The sequence below is a fragment of the Spongiactinospora rosea genome (assembly GCF_003315795.1).
Classification (GTDB): Bacteria; Actinomycetota; Actinomycetes; order Streptosporangiales; family Streptosporangiaceae; genus Spongiactinospora; species Spongiactinospora rosea.
This window is the reverse complement of record NZ_QMEY01000014.1, coordinates 184122-200971: the sequence shown is the minus strand read 5'-3', so window position 1 is coordinate 200971 and position 16850 is coordinate 184122. Positions and strand designations below refer to the sequence as shown.

Here is a 16850-nt window from a genome sequence, read left to right as displayed (position 1 = left end):
GAGTGTCGGCCCCGCGCGTGCGGGGGTGTTCCCCTCAAGGTCGGCAGCCGCGGCCGACTCGTCCAGTCGGCCCCGCGCGTGCGGGGGTGTTCCCCGGACGTACCCGGTCGTGGACCGCTGGGCGATGTCGGCCCCGCGCGTGCGAGGGTGTTCCGGGATCTCCCGCTGTGAGTGAGCCACAGGTGTTGTCGGCCCCGCGCGTGCGGGGGTGTTCCCTCCGGTGGGAGGATGCACTCGATCTGATCGCCGTCGGCCCCGCGCGTGCGGGGGTGTTCCTCGCGGGGTTCCTTGTCGGGCTGGTCTACCCGTGTCGGCCCCGCGCGTGCGGGGGTGTTCCACGGCATCCATGGACTTGCCTCTCTGTGAGGTGGTCGGCCCCGCGCGTGCGGGGGTGTTCCCCCTGCCGAGCCTGCGCAGCCGACCGACTCGCAGTCGGCCCCGCGCGTGCGGGGGTGTTCCGCTGGAGCTGATCCGCAAGCTGCTCGCGCTCGCGTCGGCCCCGCGCGTGCGGGGGTGTTCCCCGTACTGATGGTGCGTCCCTCCGAGTGATGCGGTCGGCCCCGCGCGTGCGGGGGTGTTCCCGCGCCCGCCCCCGTGGGACCGGATGCTACGAGGTCGGCCCCGCGCGTGCGGGGGTGTTCCCCAGGTGTCGCGAGTGATCGCCACTGCTCAGCTGTCGGCCCCGCGCGTGCGGGGGTGCTCCCGAGATCAAGGCGTGTGCCCCGGGTACCGGCGGGTCGGCCCCGCGCGTGCGGGGGTGCTCCTCGGACGACTGATGGCTCCTGACACAGTGGTCACTGTTGTGGGAAAGGCGTGCAGGCGACCCTCGACATCAAGCCCTGCCCGTGCCGATCGGTGAGGCTGGTCAGAATCCTTCTGTTGCCACCATAGGGCCGCCACGCAGGTAGTTCACCAAGGCGTCTCGGGTGGTCGGCACAAAAGGTACCGGGATCTCATCGACTGGCACCCACATCACCCGCGAGTGCTTGTGGGGTTCTGCGTTGACCGGCCGCCCCTCCCACTGATGGGCGACGAACACCACGGTCAAAAACCCGTTGGGAGCCTCGACCCCCCACGCGCCGTGGATCAGCCCGGCCACCTTCAAATGGCCGGGATCTGCCACCAAGCCGGTCTCCTCTCGCAGCTCACGGGCGGCGGTCGCGGTGATGACCTCGCCCTTGTCGGCCTTTCCGACAGGCAGGTCCCAGTGGCCGGCGGCGAACTTGGCTTCGGACGCCCGCTGCAGGAGGAGGACGTGCCCGGCGGTGGTGTCATGCACGATGACGGCGGCGACCAGCAGCGTGTGGGAGTCCAGAGCCGCAGGGAGGGCTGTGTCGGTCACAGGCCTGATCCTCTCAGATGAGCGCCGGCTGTAGTCGCTGTAACAGCGCGGCCGCGCCCGGCACGCCGCGGCGCCGGTACAAGCCGAGAGTGGAGCGCACGGACGCCAGCGCTGAGCGGGTGCGGGATGATGCCATACCCTCGGCCAGGTCCAGCGCCTGACTCCAGGCCGCCACCGCCTCGTCCGCCCTGGCTTGAGCGGCCAGGCAGTCGCCGAGATCCATGTTCGTGAGCAGGTGGACACGCGGGAACGCGATCGGGTCCCAGGAGGTGAAGGCTGCCCGATGCTGCCGTTCGGCGCCTACATGGTCACCGATCTCGGTCAAGGTCCGGGCCGTATGGGAGGCGACGGCTCCGGTGGCCGGGCCCATCAACCGGGAGTAGCCCGGTTGGGGTGCGTCACCTTTCGCCAGGTTGTCTTCAGCGGCCAGCAATGCCCGCGCGGCGGCAGGCCTGTCCCCGAGCGCGGCGTTGGCGCGGGCGAGGGTGATGTTCAGCAATGCCTGCGTGGAGCCGTCGGCGAAACCACGGGCCCGGTCGATCGCCCCTTGGGCGAGATCCCGGCTGTGAATGGACTGCTTCAAGCTGAGAGCCTGCTGGGCGATCGCGCGCATCATCCACGCGGCATGCGCGTGCGGGTCGGCTTCGACCGCGAACTGGAAGCCGAGGAGGTAGTAGCGCTGGGCGGTGCCGTTATGGCCGAGGTCGTGATGTTTCCAGCCCAGGAGCCAAGCCAGCTCTGCTGCCGCGCTGAAGGCGTCGCGACGGGTACCTTCGCTGGGGAAGCGGCCTGAAAGCATCGGAGCGGCGGTGTCGGCCAGATAGGTCGCGACAGTGGACAGCCCGTGCCCGCCGCCGAGGATCTCATCGGCCATGCTGAACGCCCGTGTGATCTGGCGGACCACGGCGACGTCCTCGGCCCCGACACGTACTCGCCCGGTGCGGGCTCTCAGAAGCCTGGCCACCGGCTCGTGGTCGTAGTGCAACGGCATCGCCACTGCCACGGCCGTGTAGACGGCGGCGGCCAGAAAGGGGCGGTTTTCGACGTCGGCCCGGCCGAGCAGGATGGACGTCTCGACGGGCTGCATGCTCATCAAGTCGGGGGCGATATCGGCGGCGAATCCGAGTTCTTCGAGGGTCACCGGGCGGCCTGCCAGCCGCGACAGTGCCTCGGCCAGGTAGCGGGCCGTTCGTTCGCTCGGTTCGGTGCCGGCAACCCAGTGCGCGACGGCGGACTTGTTGGTGCGCAGTGTCTCGCCGTGCTCGGCTGCGACCCCGGCCACGGTGCGGGCTACCCGGTCGTAACTGACCCCCGCTGCGGTGATCGTGTCGCGCAGTCGGTGGTTGACCGGGCGCTGATCACGGGCCTTGGGCATCACAACCCCGATCGGGTAAACCGGTTAAACCCTGTCCCACATCTTCGACCATAGCCCGCCGCCCGCAGCGCGTCATTCACTGAACACAGGCGCGATCAGCAGGCTGGGCTTGCCCCTGGGCCGCTGTGCACCGGTGACTTCGTGGTGGGGGAGGTGGGCAGGTGAAGTGTGAGACCTTCCTGTACGCGGCCCAGGCTGGATTCCCTCGCTCACCGCGCGCGATGTACCGGAAACTGCGAGCGCCGATGGCTAGGCTCCGCCCGGTGACCGGCGGCTCATTCGCCCGACCGGTTGAGGAAGACCGCGCTCGAAGACCGTTCAGGAACAGGGAAGGGACCGCTGTGACCGATGTGACCACCGACAGCAGCACCGGGCAGGCCCGGGCCAACGCTGAGCTGTTGCGTGAGGAACTCGTGCGTGACCTGCGTGAACAGGGTGCGATCCGGTCGGAGGCGGTGGCCGCTGCCGTCGCCACCGTACCGCGGCACGTGTTCCTGCCCGGTGAGACGCTGGCGGCTGCCTACGCCGCCGACAACGCGCCGATCGTCAAGTCCGATGGTCACGGGCTGACCCTCAGTTCGGTGTCGGCCGTGCACCTGCAGGCCACCATGCTGGAGGCGGCGGGGATCGAGCCCGGCATGAACGTGTGCGAGGTCGGCAGCGGCGGCTACAACGCGGCCTTGATGGCCGAACTCGTCGGCGAGCATGGCCGGGTCACCACGGTCGACATCGACCCTGACATCACCGAGCGCGCCCGCGCCTTCCTCGACGAAGCGGGTTACTCTCAGGTCGAGGTGGTGCTGGCCGATGCCGAGCACGGCGTGCCCGGGCGGGCCCTGTTCGACCGGATCATCGTCACGGCCGGTAGCTGGGACATCCCACCGGCATGGCTGGAGCAGCTCTCCGCAGGCGGCCGGATCATCGTTCCGCTGCGGCTGAAGGGCACGACCCGCTGGATCTCCTTCGACCGCGACCACACCGGAGGCCTGGTGAGCCGCGGCTACGGGCTGTGCGTCTTCGTCCCGTTCCAGGGGGCAGGTTCACATGCCGAGCGGAGCATCACCATGGAGGACGGGGTGGTGCTGCACCTGGACGACGAAAACGTCCAGCTCGATGCCGGGGCGCTACGCGCGGCGCTGCACCAGCCAAGGATCGAACGCTGGTCCGGGGCCCTGTTCGACATGCCCGACGAGCAGATGCTGTTCCTGCTCACCAACGACCCCGCCATGGCACTCCTGTACGCCGATCAGCCGGTCATCGACCGGGAACTGCTCGCCCGCCCTGCGCTGAGGGGTGTGCCCGTGCTGGTCGGCGGCGACAGCTTCGCCTACCGGGCGGCCCGGCCGAACGACGAGATGAGCAGCGGATACGAAAGCGGCGTCTACGCGCACGGCCCGGCGGCAGAGGACATCGCCGACCGATATGTGGGGCTGCTGCGCAGGTGGGCGGACAAGTACCACCGCCGCGGGGCCGCGTCCATCCAATACCTGCCCGAGCTCGCGACCCCGCCGGTCCCGTCCAGCGGTGTCATCACCAAGCGCCACGGCACTGTGGTGGTGACCTGGCCCTAGACCGCCAGCGCCGTCCTCGGGCCGAACCGGCCCAAGGCGGGGCTGGGGATCCCCATCCACCCCCATCAAAGGAGGGACCGTCATGATCGTCGAATCCGCGACGCTCACGCCGGCCGCACCCGCCCCGGTCCAGGCTCTCGCCTCCCAGCAGAGCCAGGACTGGACGGGCGAGGACTGGGCGGCCGGCCTTGACGTGAGCATCGTCGAGTCGGGCGTGGCCGCCGAACAGCTCATCCGCATGACCGACGACGGCTGCAACTCGACCTGTGCGACCGCCTGTATCAGCTGCGGCACCTGAGCCTGCCCGGCATCTGACACCTGACCCGGTGCGCCCGGCCGGCGCGACCTCCTTCACTTGCCCCGGCCGGGCCACCCCGACGACGGGAGCGCGATGTACCGGTACCTCGACGCAGCAGTGTTACGCGCCCCAGCCTGGCCCCCCGGACGGCAGCTCCCATCGTGGCCGGATCTGACCGGCGAGGACGGCGACGCGTCGTGGCGGCCCTGGCTCGAACGCATCTGGACGTTGCCAGGTTTCGCAGTGGCCCTGGAGCAGGCGAGCCCCGCTCTGGCGCGACGCCTGTGTGAGATCCGCTCCGGCGCCCACGTCACCGACAGCCGGGTGCGCAGCGCGGTGCTGTCGACAATGCGCTACCTGCTGCGCGCCACGAGCCGCCCCACCCCATTCGGCCGGTTCGCCGGCGTGGCTGCGGCCCGCGTCGCCACCGCGACGGGCCCGCCCTCGGTGCGCGTCGGGGACGCGCACCGCCCGGCGGCACGCACCGCCGCCGAATGGATCAGCGAGCTCACCCACCGCCTGGAAGGCGAGCGTGCGCTGCTGCGGCGCTTACCCGTGATGGCCAACGACCTGGTGTTCGAGCGGGACGGGCGCCTGGTACTCGACCACCGTGCCAGCTTCCGGACGGGTGGCGCTCCGCAGGAGGTGAGCGTGCGCGCCACGGGCCCCGCGCGCGCGGCACTGCGTCTGGCCCGCGACCCACTTCCGGGCGCAGACCTCATCGAGCGCCTGTCGGCGCTCTCCCCGGCGACGGACGTGAGCACGATCGAGGCGCTCGTGGCCGAGCTGGTCTCCCAGCGTTTCCTGCTCACCAGCCTGCGCCCGCCCATGACCGTATGCGATCCACTGCGGCACCTGCTGGAGGAGCTAGAGGCGGTGAACGCCGGTGAGCTCGGCGAGGTGGCCGAGGCGGCCAAAGGGCTGCGCGCCGTCACCGACGAACTCGCCCAGCACTACCCCATGCCCCCGCAGGCAACAGGCACTGGCGCGTCCCGGGGCCGAGCGGCGGCGACGATGATGGCAACGCTCTGCCCCGCCGAGCGGCCACCCCTCGCGGTCGATCTGCTCCTGGACGCGGAGGTGACGATCCCCGCCGCAGTCGCCGCCGAGGCCGCCGCCGCGGCGTCCGCGCTCGTCCGGCTGGCCCGCCGCCCCGCCATCTCCGCCGGCTGGCTGTCCTGGCACGCCCGGTTCCTGGACCGGTACGGCCCCCGCGCGCTGGTACCGCTGCGCGAAGCCGTCGATTCCGATGCCGGGCTCGGCTACCCGGCCGGGTACGACGCCCTGCCGGACAGCCGCGAGCCGGACGGGCAGGCGGCGTTCACCGACCGCGACCGTACCCTGCTGGTGCTCGCCCACCAGGCCGCGCTACGCCGCCAGCGGGAGGTCGTCATCGACGATGACCTCATCGCCGCCCTCGGCATTGGCGGCGGAGTCGATGCAGGCGTACGGGTTCAGCCCAGCGCGGAGGTGAGCGTCCGGATCGACGCGCCCAGCCTCCAGGCACTGGCCTGCGGCGAGTTCACTCTCGCCGTCGTCGGAACCTCGCGCGCCGCGGGCACCCTCACCGGACGGTTCATGGACCTGTTCGACGACGAGCACCGCGCCCGGCTGACCGCGGCCTACGCGGACCTGCCCACCGGCACCCGCGGCGCGCTGGCCGTGCAGGTGTCGGCGCCCGCGCCCTACATCAGCACCGACAACGTCGCCCGCACCCCGCGCCTGCTGCCGCACGTCCTGCCCGTCGGCGACCACCCCGCCGCCGATGCCGGGTCCAGCGACGGCGGCGGCACGCACCTCCTACGGCTGCAGGACATCGCCATCACGGCCGACCTGCACGGCCTGTATCTCGTCTGGCTGCCACGCCGCCGGATCATCGAACCGAGAACTTTCAACGCGGTCAACCCCGCACGGCACACCCACCCGCTGGCCCGATTCTTGATGGAGGCGCCCCAAGCACTGCGCGCCCCGTGCACCGGCTTCGACTGGGGCGCCGCAGCCACATTGCCCTACGTTCCCGCGCTGCGCTACGGCCGCACGGTGATCTCACCTGCCCGCTGGCGGCTGCTCACCGCGGACCTGCCCGGCCCCTCCACCGGCTGGGAGCAATGGGATGCCGCTCTGACCCGATGGCGGCAGGAGGTCGGCCTCCCGCCCGAGGTGTACCTGGGTGGCGGCGATCAACGTCTGCGCCTCGACCTGAAGGTGCAGGCGCACCGCGCGCTGCTGCGCGACCAGCTCGCCCGCACCGGCAACGCCATCATGACCCCGGCGCCGGCTCTCGGCGCGGCCGGGTGGATCGGCTGCCTCCCGCACGAGATCACGATCTCCTTGGCCACCACCACCCAGCCGTCCGCGCCGCCCCCGCTGGGCGGTGCGCCGCTGACGCGCTCCCACGGGCATCTGCCCGGCGGCGAGTGGCTGTCGGTGAAGGTGTACGGACATCCCGACCGGCAAAGTGCCATCCTCACCCGTCACCTGCCCCGGCTCCTCGGCCGGCTCGGCGATGGCACGAGCTGCTGGTTCCTGCGCTACCACGACCCTGACCACCATCTCCGCATCCGGCTACGGCCGCCCGCCCAGGACCCTTGCCGCATGAACGCCTCCGCCAGCGGGGTGGTTTCGGTGGCGGAGGTCCACGCCTGGTGTGAAGAGCTATGGCAGGCCGGGCTCACCTCCCGCGTCTGCCATGACACCTACCTTCCGCAGACCGGCCGCTTCGGCGGCGCCACAGCGTACCGGGCGGCAGAGACGGTCTTCGCCGCCGATTCGGCCGCGGCCATTGCCCAGTTGGCCGCCGTCGCCGACCGTACGGCGCAGCGCGCGGTGACCGGGGCCAGCCTGCTCGACATCGCCATCGCCTTCCTCGGCGACACCCACGAGGGCATGCGATGGCTGATCAGCCACGCCCGCACGGACCCGGCCGCCCCCGACCGCGACCTCTACCAGCAGGCGATCGCGCTGGCCGACCCCCGCGACCGCAGTGCCCTCACCGCGCTGCCGTACGGCGACCAGCTCATCGATGCCTGGCGGCAGCGAGCTCACGCCCTGGCCGCTTACCGGCAGGCACTGGAAAGCGGAGGGGAGCTCACGGCAACCGTGGTGCTCCCGGATCTGCTGCACCTGCACCACGCCCGGGTCGCCGGCGCCACTGCGGCCGGGGAACGCGCATGCCTGCACCTGGCCCGCGCCGCCGCATTGAGCTGGACCGCCAGGAGGAGACCAGCGTGACCACCACCGCCATTGACACCGCCATTGACACCGCCATCGCCACCGCCCATCCAGGCGTCGGCGCGGCCGCCGAGCAGGCGCTGGCCGCCACCGACCGGGTCGCCGAGCACTTGGCCGACCCAGCCTCCTGGGCGGCGATGCCCGCTGACGGCCGGCGCTGGCCGCAATCGCTCGCCGGAGGGGCGGCGGGCATCGCCCTGCTCCACATCGAACGCGCCCACAGCGGACGCGGTGCCCCGCAGACCGCGCACGCCTGGCTCCGGACGGCCGCCTGCGGACCGCTGACGGCCGCGAGCAACGCCGGCCTGTTCTTCGGCGTCCCGACCTTGGCCTTCCTCACCCGCGCCGCCGCCGGGCCGTCCTCCTGTCACAGGGGCGTTCCCGGGCGCCTGGATGAGGCGGTCGCACGGATCACCCGCGCCCGCTTGGACGATGCCCGCGCGCGCCTGCGGCGCGGTGAGCGCCCGTTGATGAAGGAATTCGACCTCATCCGCGGCCTGACCGGGCTGGGCGCCTACTACCTGTCCCGCCACCCGGGCCACCCGCTGCTCGGCGAGGTGTTGGCCTACCTGGTGACGCTGACCGAACCCCACGATGACGAGCTGCCCGGCTGGTGGACCAGCGTGTCACCCAGCGGCGAACCCCACGCCGACTACCCCCGTGGCCACGGCAACCTGGGTCTGTCCCACGGAATCGGCTCGGTCCTGGCCCTGTTGTCGCTGGCTGTACTGCGCGACAAGGCGACAGCTAAGGACGCAGGTGCGATCAAGGGTGCGATCGAACGGATTTGCGCCTGGATCGACCAGTGGCAGCAACACGACGACGCAGGCCGCCCGTGGTGGCCTGGCCTGATCACCCACGACCAGGTACGCGAGCGGCGAGTCGATCCGGCGCTTCGACCGCGCCCGTCCTGGTGCTACGGCATCAGCGGCACCGCCCGCGCCCAGCAACTGGCCGGCCTGGCACTCGGCGACGTCGCGCGCCGGCAGCACGCGGAGGGGGCCATGCTCGCCGTACTGCGCGACCCCGCCGAGATCGGACGGCTGCCGGAGGCCGGGCTGTGCCATGGCCTGGCCGGAGTGCTGCAATCGGCGTGGCGGATGGCCACCGACGCCTCCACTCCACACCTCACCCGGGAACTGCCCGCCCTGGCCGCCCAGCTCACCGCGCTTGTCACTGCGCTTGTCACCGGGCCCGCCGCCATCGGGACGTTCGCCTCCGAGGAGTTCCTGGACGGCGCCGCCGGGGCCGCGCTCGCCCTGCACACCTTCGCCACCGGCACACCCCCGGCCTCCGGGTGGGACGCCGTCCTGCTGCTGTCGGCCTGACGAAAAGGGGATTCCCCGTGGGCACCTCCTCCTGGCACCAGGTCAACCTCACCTTCCCGGATTGGAACCACGCCGAGCAGAGCGCGGCCACCGACCTCGCCCCCATACTGGCGGCGGCCTGCACCGACGAACTCATCGCCTCCTGGTTCTTCGTCCGTAAATCACCCTGCTGGCGCCTGCGCTACCTGTCCCAGACCAAGACAGCCACACCGTACCTGCGCAGCCGTCTGGCCACCCTGCAGCGCCGCGGGATCATCGTCGGCGCGAGCGAGGTGACCTACGAACCCGAGCAGCGCGCGTTCGGCGGCGTCGAGGCCATGCGTCACGCGCACGCCCTCTTCCACGCTGACAGCCGGTACTTCCTCGCCCACCTCACCGCCGACCCCGCAACCGCGCACCGACGTGAACTGGCGATCATGCTGTGCGGCGTCCTGCTCCGCGCTGCCGGACTGGACTGGTACGAGCAAGGCGACGTCTGGGCCCGCGTCGCCGAGCACCGTGACCTGCCCGACACCGTCCCATCGGGGGCGCGTTGTGCACTGGAGGCGGATGTGCGGCGGCTGATGAGCGCCACCGGCAGCCGGTGCGCCACACCCGGCTGGTTCGACGCCTTCGCCGCGGCCGGGCAGGACCTGGCCGCGCTCGCCGCCGGAGGCCGGTTACGGCGCGGACTCCGCGACGTACTAACCCACCACGTCATCTTCGCCTGGAACCGCCACGGCCTGCCCGCCTATGTCCAAGCCGCGCTGGCGCACCGCGCGGCGGCGATTGTCTTCGGCCCCAGCCTCGCCTCCGGCGCGGCACCATGACCCGACTCGACGCCATCGTCCGGCGCTTTCCGCTCATCCCTCGCCCCCGCCCGCGCTGCGGCCCGATCGAGGAACGCATCGCCGTAGCGCGCAAACTCGCTGACGACGCCACCATGAGCGCCCCGCACGAGGGGCTGGCATCAGCCGCACAAGCGCAGAACCTTTGCGCGCTGATCGCCAGCGACTGCGGGCTGCCCGACCTCGCCCGCGCCCTATGCCGTCAGCATCACAACGCCTACCTCGACGCCCGCCCACTGACCGCGCGCCAGGCACGGCTCGCGCTCGAACCGCTCGTCAACCTCGCCCGTATCCACATCCGCGCTGGTGACGGACTCGCCGCCCACGCCCTGCTGACCGACCTCTGGCGCGCGCTCAATGACTTCGCCCCTCTGACCATCGACGCGACCACGCTGTCGCTGAGCGGACTGACCGCGAACTCGGCCGATCTCAACGACGTCCGGACCTGGCTGTGGACGGTCCTGATCGCCGACGGGCCACGTGCCCTGATCAACGCCGGGCAATGGCAGCAGGCGCGCGAGCACGTCGAACGCCACCGCGGAATCGGGCACACCTTACTCGACGGCCGCCAGATCGCCGTCGTCGCGGCCCTCCTCACCCACGGCCCAGCCGCCGCCCTGCCCCTGATCGACCAGACCCAGCCGGCCCACTCCTGGGAGAAGGCCGTCCATGCCTGCCTCACAGTGCTCTGCCACAGCGTCGCCAGCGGCGACACCACCGCCCACGCGGCCACAATGCGCCGGCGCTACCTCCACCTGCCCGTCGAACCAGGCACCCAGCTCTTCCATGCACGGCTCGGACTGACCGTCATCGACCTCCTCGGCGGCCCTCAAGAGGAGCGGGCGATACCCGTCCTCACCCACCTCCTTGAGGAAATCCGACATGCCGCTGACGGATACGCGGCCAAGGAGGTGCTGACCGGCTTCGGCAGCGACGTTCTTCCCAGCCACACCAGGCAGGAACTGACCCGGATCGTTCACTCCTCCGGGCTGCACCAAGCAGGCGTCCCAAGCCATCTGAAAGCGGAATTACTCCACGCCGCGAATACCGGCGAGCAGGCTCTCCGCCGGATCCTCAAACTCACCCCCGGCGGGCGAGCAGGATAGGGATATATGGCCATCCCGCCCGTGGAACGCCCGTAAGATCAGCTGTCTCAGCCTCCGGCGGCCAGCATGGTGGCCGCCGAACTGATTGACCACGGCACGCCAAGGGAGGCCACAGATGCTGCCCACGCTGCCGCCGACCAGCCTGCCGACAAAGCAACTGAATGAAATCGCCACCTCCGCCCGATAACATCGCAGGTCAACAAGTGTCGGCCCCGCGCACGCGGGGGTACTCCAGCTGGTGGCCGTCGAGGTAGGCGATGAACGCCGTCGGCCCCGCGCACGCGGGGGTACTCCCCAGGGGGCCGCCAGCAACTTCACGGTCCTGGCGTCGGCCCCGCGCACGCGGGGGTGGTCCTCATCCAGGCCGGGGAAGCGCGGGAACGCAGAGGGCCACACACACGCGGGGGAAATTCTGTCTCTTGCTGGGGCTTGATGACTTGGCGCAGGTCGGCCTCGCGCACGAGGACGCCACCTCGGGAGCCGTGCTGGCTGGACAGCAGGGATGGACATCGACGCGACAACGATCAAGCCATCCACCGCAAGCGGGATGAGCACCGCCGCCAACTGGCCTTCATCTTGCCGCATGCACAACTCATGCACGTACCGAAAGGACGCCACAACCGCGACCACTACCGAGAGACCGCCGCCGGCAATCGTCATCCATCGAATACGCCGCACACCAGTCACTAGACGTCACCACCGCTCCCGCTCTTCACCGTGCTCCGCAGGGAACGGGTCCGGCGGCGCGGGAGAGGCCGGATCGCCTCTAGCGTCAGCCGCCGAGAACGAACTTCTCGGTCAGAAGGGAATGCCTTCGGATTCCCTAGCTCTGGGTCCCTGGCCGGGGGCACACACTTGACCAGCCATTAGCCCTCTGAACTGGGGCTTTACGTATCCCCTTCTGGCGATCATGTGCAGGCGAGTGCCATCGAATGCAGCCGCAGGTCCATGATCCGGGGACATACGCGGGATGATCTTGCAGCCGTTTCCCCAGGTCGGCGGCGAATCGGCCGCCTGGCGCGGGGCCGTCCCCGTAGAGTCCCACCGTGGCCCGCCGCATCGACTTCTACGACGATCCTGCCGCACCAGCGCCCAACAGCCTGGTGCCGTCGGTCAACGTCGTGGTCGTGAACGAGGCCGGCGACGTGCTGATGATCCGCCGTTCGGACAACCACAACTGGGCGGTGCCCGGCGGCGCGATCGACCTGGGCGAGTCCCTGCCGCAGGCGGCCCTCCGGGAGACGCTGGAGGAGACCGGCGTCCACTGCGAGATCACCGGCCTGGTCGGCACCTACACCGACCCCCGGCACGTCATCCTCTACACCTCGGACGGCGAGGCCCGGCAGGAGTTCTCCATCGTGCTCACCGCCCGCCATGTGAGCGGCTCACCACGGCCGTGCGACGAGTCCCGCGAGGTGCGTTGGGTGCCGCGCGGTGAGATCGGTTCGCTTCATGGATCGCTCCATGCGCCTGCGACTGGATCACTATTTCGCCGCCCGGCCGACGCCGTACATCGGCTGACTCCCGATCCTGTGAATGGCGAAGGCCCCGAGGAACCCCCGGGGCCTGGTTATGGGAGCTGCCGGATCACTCCTCCAGCGCCTCAGAGATCTTGCTGTTGGCGGGTGTCCGCTGTCCTTCGATGCATTTGGCGTAGACCTTCAGGAGCACGTCCACGCCGTGCCCGGCCCGCTTGGCCACTTCGGTCGCCGGCACACCGGCGTTGAGCCACAGCGAGACTGCGGCGTGCCGCAGGTCGTACGGCCGGGCCGCCAGCGGGGAGGCGACCTGCTCGGCGGTGAAGGCGGCCCGCCGCGCCTTCTGCCAGACCCCGGAGTAGGCCGATGAGGAGAACGGTCCGCCCTTGGAGGTACGGAACAGGTGCCCGTCGTCCGCCACGCCGTACCGGTCGATGTGCGCCCGCAGGATGGCCACCAGGACGGGCGGGATCGGGATCTCGCGGGTGTCGTCCTTGGCCCGGTGCTTCAGTCCTCGGGAGTCGTGAGTCTCACCGGAGTTGGTCCACCTTTTGTTGGCTTGAGGCTGTGCCTTCTCGACCGTGAGCAGCCCCCAACCCTCCTCAGGCAGATCGCAATTCTGACGGCGCAGGGCTGCAGCCTCCTCCGGCCGGAGCGCGGCGTAGTACATGCACGCGAACATCGCGTGGAGCCGACCTCCACGAGTCCGACCGACTGCGGGAATGGCTGCCAGCAGCGCGCGTGCCTGCTCGGGGTTGACGACCGTGCGAGGGTCGATGGCGCCCGCGACCTTGGGCGGAACCCACTTCGCGTGCAGCGGATTGGCGGGCAACTCCTTGTGTTCCACGGCGAGTTCGAGCAGGTGATGCAACACTTCCCGCTTGCGCCGCACCGTGTTGGCGGCGGCGTCCTTGCCGGTGAAGGTCACTGAGATCGCATCGAGTGCGGACCGGGTGACGCGAGGGTTTGCTAGGTCGGCCAATGGTAGTGACGCCTTCTCCAGCCAGGTCCGTACCGGCACCAGCGTGCCGGGTAGCACAGCGCGCCGGTTCTCAGGCAGCAGGAGGTGCGTACGGAGAACCTCGCGCAGGTCGCTGTCCGTCGGCCGCCTGGGCAGATCGGCGACCAGGGCGGGCACCAGCGACAGCAGGCCGTACACGTCGGTCTCCCGAGTCCGGGCCGCCGAGGTGCGCCACCGACTGGCGACGTAGGTCTGTGCGAACTCCAGGAACGTCGGTCCCTCTGGGGCCTTGGCGGCGAGCATGGACAGCGGCAACCCGGTGGTGACGTCGAACGCCTCCCCCGCTTTCGTCGCCTGCCGCAGGTCGGACAGGAAGCTCGCCGCCAACGCCTTGGTCCGGAAGCTCTTGGACTTGGCCTTACGGCCTACTGTCCACCGCGCGATGTAGGCCATCGTCTTGCGGTCGGATCGGTGCTGGATCTCGCCGAGCTTGACGTCATAGCTGGTGTTCACGCCACCTCCCGGAGAGAGTCGAGCCAGGTGAGCAGATCGCTCCGCCAGACGCGCAGCTCGGCGTTGGGGAGCTGGTGCACGCGGGAGCCCGTCCGAGTTCGCGCCAGCGGTAGAAGGTCCGGCGGGAGACGCCGCCCAGTTCTTCGAGGACCTGGACAACGGTCAGCAGTTCATCGCGACGCGTCATCGAGCATCACCCCCGCTCATCCGCGAGAGGGGTTTGCCAGTGAGGGCAGCAGCAAGGAGGGCGTCTCCGGCGGTCAGGCCCTTGCCGACGTACTGCCAGCGGGATACGACGAGAACCGTGTCTTCGGCGAAGAGCGGAAGACGGCCGGTGGTGACGTCGTCGCGTTGTCGTCGGTGTTCTTCGCGGACTGCGCGGAGTGCTCCGAGGGTTGTGGAGTAGCGGCGGGATTTGGTGGAGAAGTGGCCGCAGAAGCCGAGCATGTGCGCCCATTGGGTGAGGCGGTGGTCGGCGAGGTCGTCCAGGGCGCCCAGGCGCAGGCATTCGGTGATGAGGCGCCGGGCGTGGTCGCGCAGGGGGTGGTGGTCGAGTTCGTCGAGGGTGTGGACGCGGCGGTCCAGGGTGCCGACGCACTCGGCCGCCTTGGTCGCGTATTTGGCGATGTAGGCGGCGACGGCTTGTTCGGTGAGTTCGCCGCTCGTGCGGATGGGGCGGATGTCGAGTTGGTCGCCCCAGCGGAGTGTCCGGCCGTGGGCGGGGAGTGGGATGGTGACCGCGCCTGCCGCGTGCCGTACGGCGTCCGCCAGAGCGTCAGCGGTGGCCCACGGCGGTGGTGGCGCGGCAGGGCCGCCCGGCCCGTCGAGGCAGATCACGGCGTGGAAGTGGACGATGCCGCGCCGCTGGTACTCGGCGACCTTGGCGAAGGAGATCGTGACCTGGGCACGGAGTGCTGTGAGGGGCAGGCCGGAGAGTTTCGCGAAGCGGCGGCGCAAGGCTTCGGTGAAGCGTCGCCACAGTTCCGGGGCGAGCGCGTTGAACAGGACGGTGCCGGTGTAGTCGTAACAGTCCGGGCACAGCGGTTCGCCGAGCCGGGGGTCCTCGGAGGCGTGGCGTGCCATGCAGGCCAGGATGCGCCCGTGCGAGCAGGTAACGGCGTCGCGCCGAGGATGGCAGGGCCGGACCTTACCGCCTGTCTCGTAGCGGGTGTGGACGGCTCCGAAGGATGGGGCGGTCAGGGTGATGAACAGCGCGGGGTGTGCGGTGACCGATTCGGGGACGCCTTTGCCGCCGGCCAGGCCCGCGCGGATGAGCTGGTAGGTGTCGGCGCGGTAGATCTCGGCGCAGGCCGGGCAACGGGAGGCGCGGCGGGTCTTGCACGCCACGCGGAGGATGCCGTCGGGTTCGTCGCGGGTGGTGTAGCGGTGCAGGAGCCGTCCGGTGGCCTGGTCGTAGTGCTCGACCCGGCCGCGTAGGCAGATGGGCTGGTGGCAGCCGCCGGTGGCGCGGATCTGGGCGGCCCAGCGGTGGTAGTCGGATTGGTTGAGCCGGGCGATGAGCCCGCTCATGGCCTGGCTGCGGGCGTGGGTGCGGGTGTTGTGGGGCAAGATGGGTCCGTCCTGTCCGGTGTTCTGGTGGGATGGCCCCCGGCCTGGCGCGGATCTTGGCGGATGTGTGGCCAGGCGGGGGGCGTTGCGTGGTTATGCGCCGTGGTTGTCGATGCCGCTCCCGTGACAGTCGGCGCAGGTGTCGGCGTGGTCGGCGTCGCCGTTGACGAGCCCGGTCCCGCCGCAAGTACAGCAGCAGTAGCGCCGCGCCCAGCGGGTCATGAGGTCTCCTCAGGGATGACGCAGCCCTCGTAGGAGATCAGCGCCTCGTGGCGGGCGCGGCGTTCGGCGAGTACGGCGACGGCCCGGTATTCAACGGGTCCGAAGCGGATGCCGGTGGAGTAGTGGCCGTAGGCGGCATCTTCCTGGTCGATCGCCGAGTCGAGCAGGGCGGCAATGTGGTCGACCTGTGCGCACATCTCGGCGTCCTCCGACCTGGCCGGGAAATGCAGGACGCTGACGTCGCTTCTCGGGACGGGGATGTCCGGGTTGTCGTGCAGGAAGTCGGCCATGTCACGCAATCCGGAGATGAGTGCGGTGCGGTGGTCGTTCATTGATGTGGTCCCTTCAGGGGTTGGGTGCGCGGCGCAGAGCGCGGAGCAGGTCGGCGGCGAGGTGGTCGGAGACGCCCAGGCGGGCGCGGAGCACGTCGCTGGTGATGGGCTTGCCGTTCTTGGCCTGGTGGTCGTCGGCGATGCGGCGGGCGTAGTCGATCAGTGCCGGGTCGGGTGCGGGACCACCGTTCGGGCCCTCCGCTGGTGTGGCGGAGGAGGGGCCGGAGGTCTCGGCTGTGGCCGGGGACGTCTGCGGGACGTCCCTGGGCGTTTCGGTACGGCTGGCGGTGGCGCGGCGTTCCAGCATCGAGACGGCGACGAGGAAGGCACCGGCCGGGGTGGCGGCGGTGATCCGGCCCCAGAGGGTCGGTTCGGCTTGTTGCAGGTTGGCGGCCAGCGACAGGACAATCCCGCCGGACAGGACGAGGACGGGCCAGGAGATCAGGCCGCGTTTCGTCCTTCCGGTCTTGGCGTCGCGTTGCCGTTCGCGGGCGGCCATACACAGGTCAGGTCGATGCACACCGCGATGGCGTAGGACATCGCCCCGGTCTGGCCGTTGTCGTGGGCGGTGTCGCGGATGTGGGTGAAGGAGCCGCGCCCGCGATGGCGGCCAGGACCACCATCGGGCCGGTGTCCAAGAGCCGATGGATGAAGCGAGGCATGGCGATCCCCTTGTCGCGGTGTACGTCGTCGGGGC

General features: G+C 70.4%; 12 protein-coding genes, 1 pseudogene and 1 CRISPR repeat array (1 of these 14 only partly in view). Of the genes and pseudogenes, 7 read left to right on the top strand and 6 right to left on the bottom strand.

The genetic code is table 11. The features are described from left to right. A CRISPR array of direct repeats spans nt 1–764; the repeat unit is 28 nt; unit sequence GTCGGCCCCGCGCGTGCGGGGGTGTTCC; it reaches 789 nt to the left of the window's first position. Nucleotides 765–865: 101 nt separating this feature from the next. Next, nucleotides 866–1342, bottom strand: a complete 477-nt coding sequence (locus tag DP939_RS28240) for an NUDIX domain-containing protein (RefSeq protein WP_113983807.1) — start codon at nt 1340–1342, stop codon at nt 866–868. Nucleotides 1343–1355: 13 nt separating this feature from the next. After that, nucleotides 1356–2717 carry a tetratricopeptide repeat protein gene (locus DP939_RS28235; protein WP_113983806.1) on the bottom strand — a complete coding sequence of 454 codons (1362 nt, stop codon included), beginning with the start codon at nt 2715–2717 and terminating at the stop codon, nt 1356–1358. A gap of 341 nt (nt 2718–3058) precedes the next feature. On the opposite strand from DP939_RS28235, the gene fxlM reads away from it, so the two are divergent. From fxlM to DP939_RS28195, 7 genes and pseudogenes are all read left to right on the top strand, one after another. Beyond that, nucleotides 3059–4288, top strand: a complete 1230-nt coding sequence (fxlM, locus tag DP939_RS28230; RefSeq protein ID WP_199565459.1) for a methyltransferase, FxLD system — start codon at nt 3059–3061, stop codon at nt 4286–4288. 82 nt (nt 4289–4370) lie between these two features. Then, nucleotides 4371–4586 carry an FxLD family lanthipeptide gene (locus DP939_RS28225; protein ID WP_113983805.1) on the top strand — a complete coding sequence of 72 codons (216 nt, stop codon included), beginning with the start codon at nt 4371–4373 and terminating at the stop codon, nt 4584–4586. Between the two features lie 93 nt (nt 4587–4679). After that, nucleotides 4680–7817, top strand: coding sequence for a lantibiotic dehydratase (locus tag DP939_RS28220; protein ID WP_113983804.1), 3138 nt, complete (start codon nt 4680–4682; stop codon nt 7815–7817). Continuing rightward, nucleotides 7757–9145: a lanthionine synthetase C family protein gene (locus DP939_RS28215; protein WP_113983803.1), complete on the top strand. Its 1389-nt coding sequence runs from the start codon at nt 7757–7759 to the stop codon at nt 9143–9145. Before DP939_RS28220 ends, DP939_RS28215 begins: the two co-directional genes overlap by 61 nt. A gap of 17 nt (nt 9146–9162) precedes the next feature. Continuing rightward, the gene (locus tag DP939_RS28210) at nt 9163–9954 is read left to right on the top strand and encodes a thiopeptide-type bacteriocin biosynthesis protein (RefSeq protein ID WP_113983802.1); all 792 of its coding nucleotides are present in this window, start codon (nt 9163–9165) and stop codon (nt 9952–9954) included. Then, nucleotides 9951–11078: a hypothetical protein gene (locus DP939_RS28205; protein ID WP_113983801.1), complete on the top strand. Its 1128-nt coding sequence runs from the start codon at nt 9951–9953 to the stop codon at nt 11076–11078. Before DP939_RS28210 ends, DP939_RS28205 begins: the two co-directional genes overlap by 4 nt. 1046 nt (nt 11079–12124) lie before the next feature. After that, nucleotides 12125–12599, top strand: a pseudogene (locus DP939_RS28195) (NUDIX hydrolase). Between the two features lie 66 nt (nt 12600–12665). Here the strand turns inward: DP939_RS28195 and DP939_RS28190 are convergent. The 4 genes from DP939_RS28190 to DP939_RS28170 form a co-directional block, all read right to left on the bottom strand. Next, nucleotides 12666–14030: a tyrosine-type recombinase/integrase gene (locus DP939_RS28190; RefSeq protein ID WP_113983800.1), complete on the bottom strand. Its 1365-nt coding sequence runs from the start codon at nt 14028–14030 to the stop codon at nt 12666–12668. Between the two features lie 183 nt (nt 14031–14213). Next, the gene (locus DP939_RS28180; RefSeq protein WP_113983841.1) at nt 14214–15560 is read right to left on the bottom strand and encodes a replication initiator; all 1347 of its coding nucleotides are present in this window, start codon (nt 15558–15560) and stop codon (nt 14214–14216) included. A gap of 257 nt (nt 15561–15817) precedes the next feature. Next, complete coding sequence (locus tag DP939_RS28175) at nt 15818–16153, bottom strand: hypothetical protein (protein WP_113983799.1); 336 nt, start codon at nt 16151–16153, stop codon at nt 15818–15820. Between the two features lie 13 nt (nt 16154–16166). Continuing rightward, complete coding sequence (locus DP939_RS28170) at nt 16167–16673, bottom strand: hypothetical protein (RefSeq protein WP_318656320.1); 507 nt, start codon at nt 16671–16673, stop codon at nt 16167–16169. Nucleotides 16674–16850 lie beyond the last annotated feature (177 nt).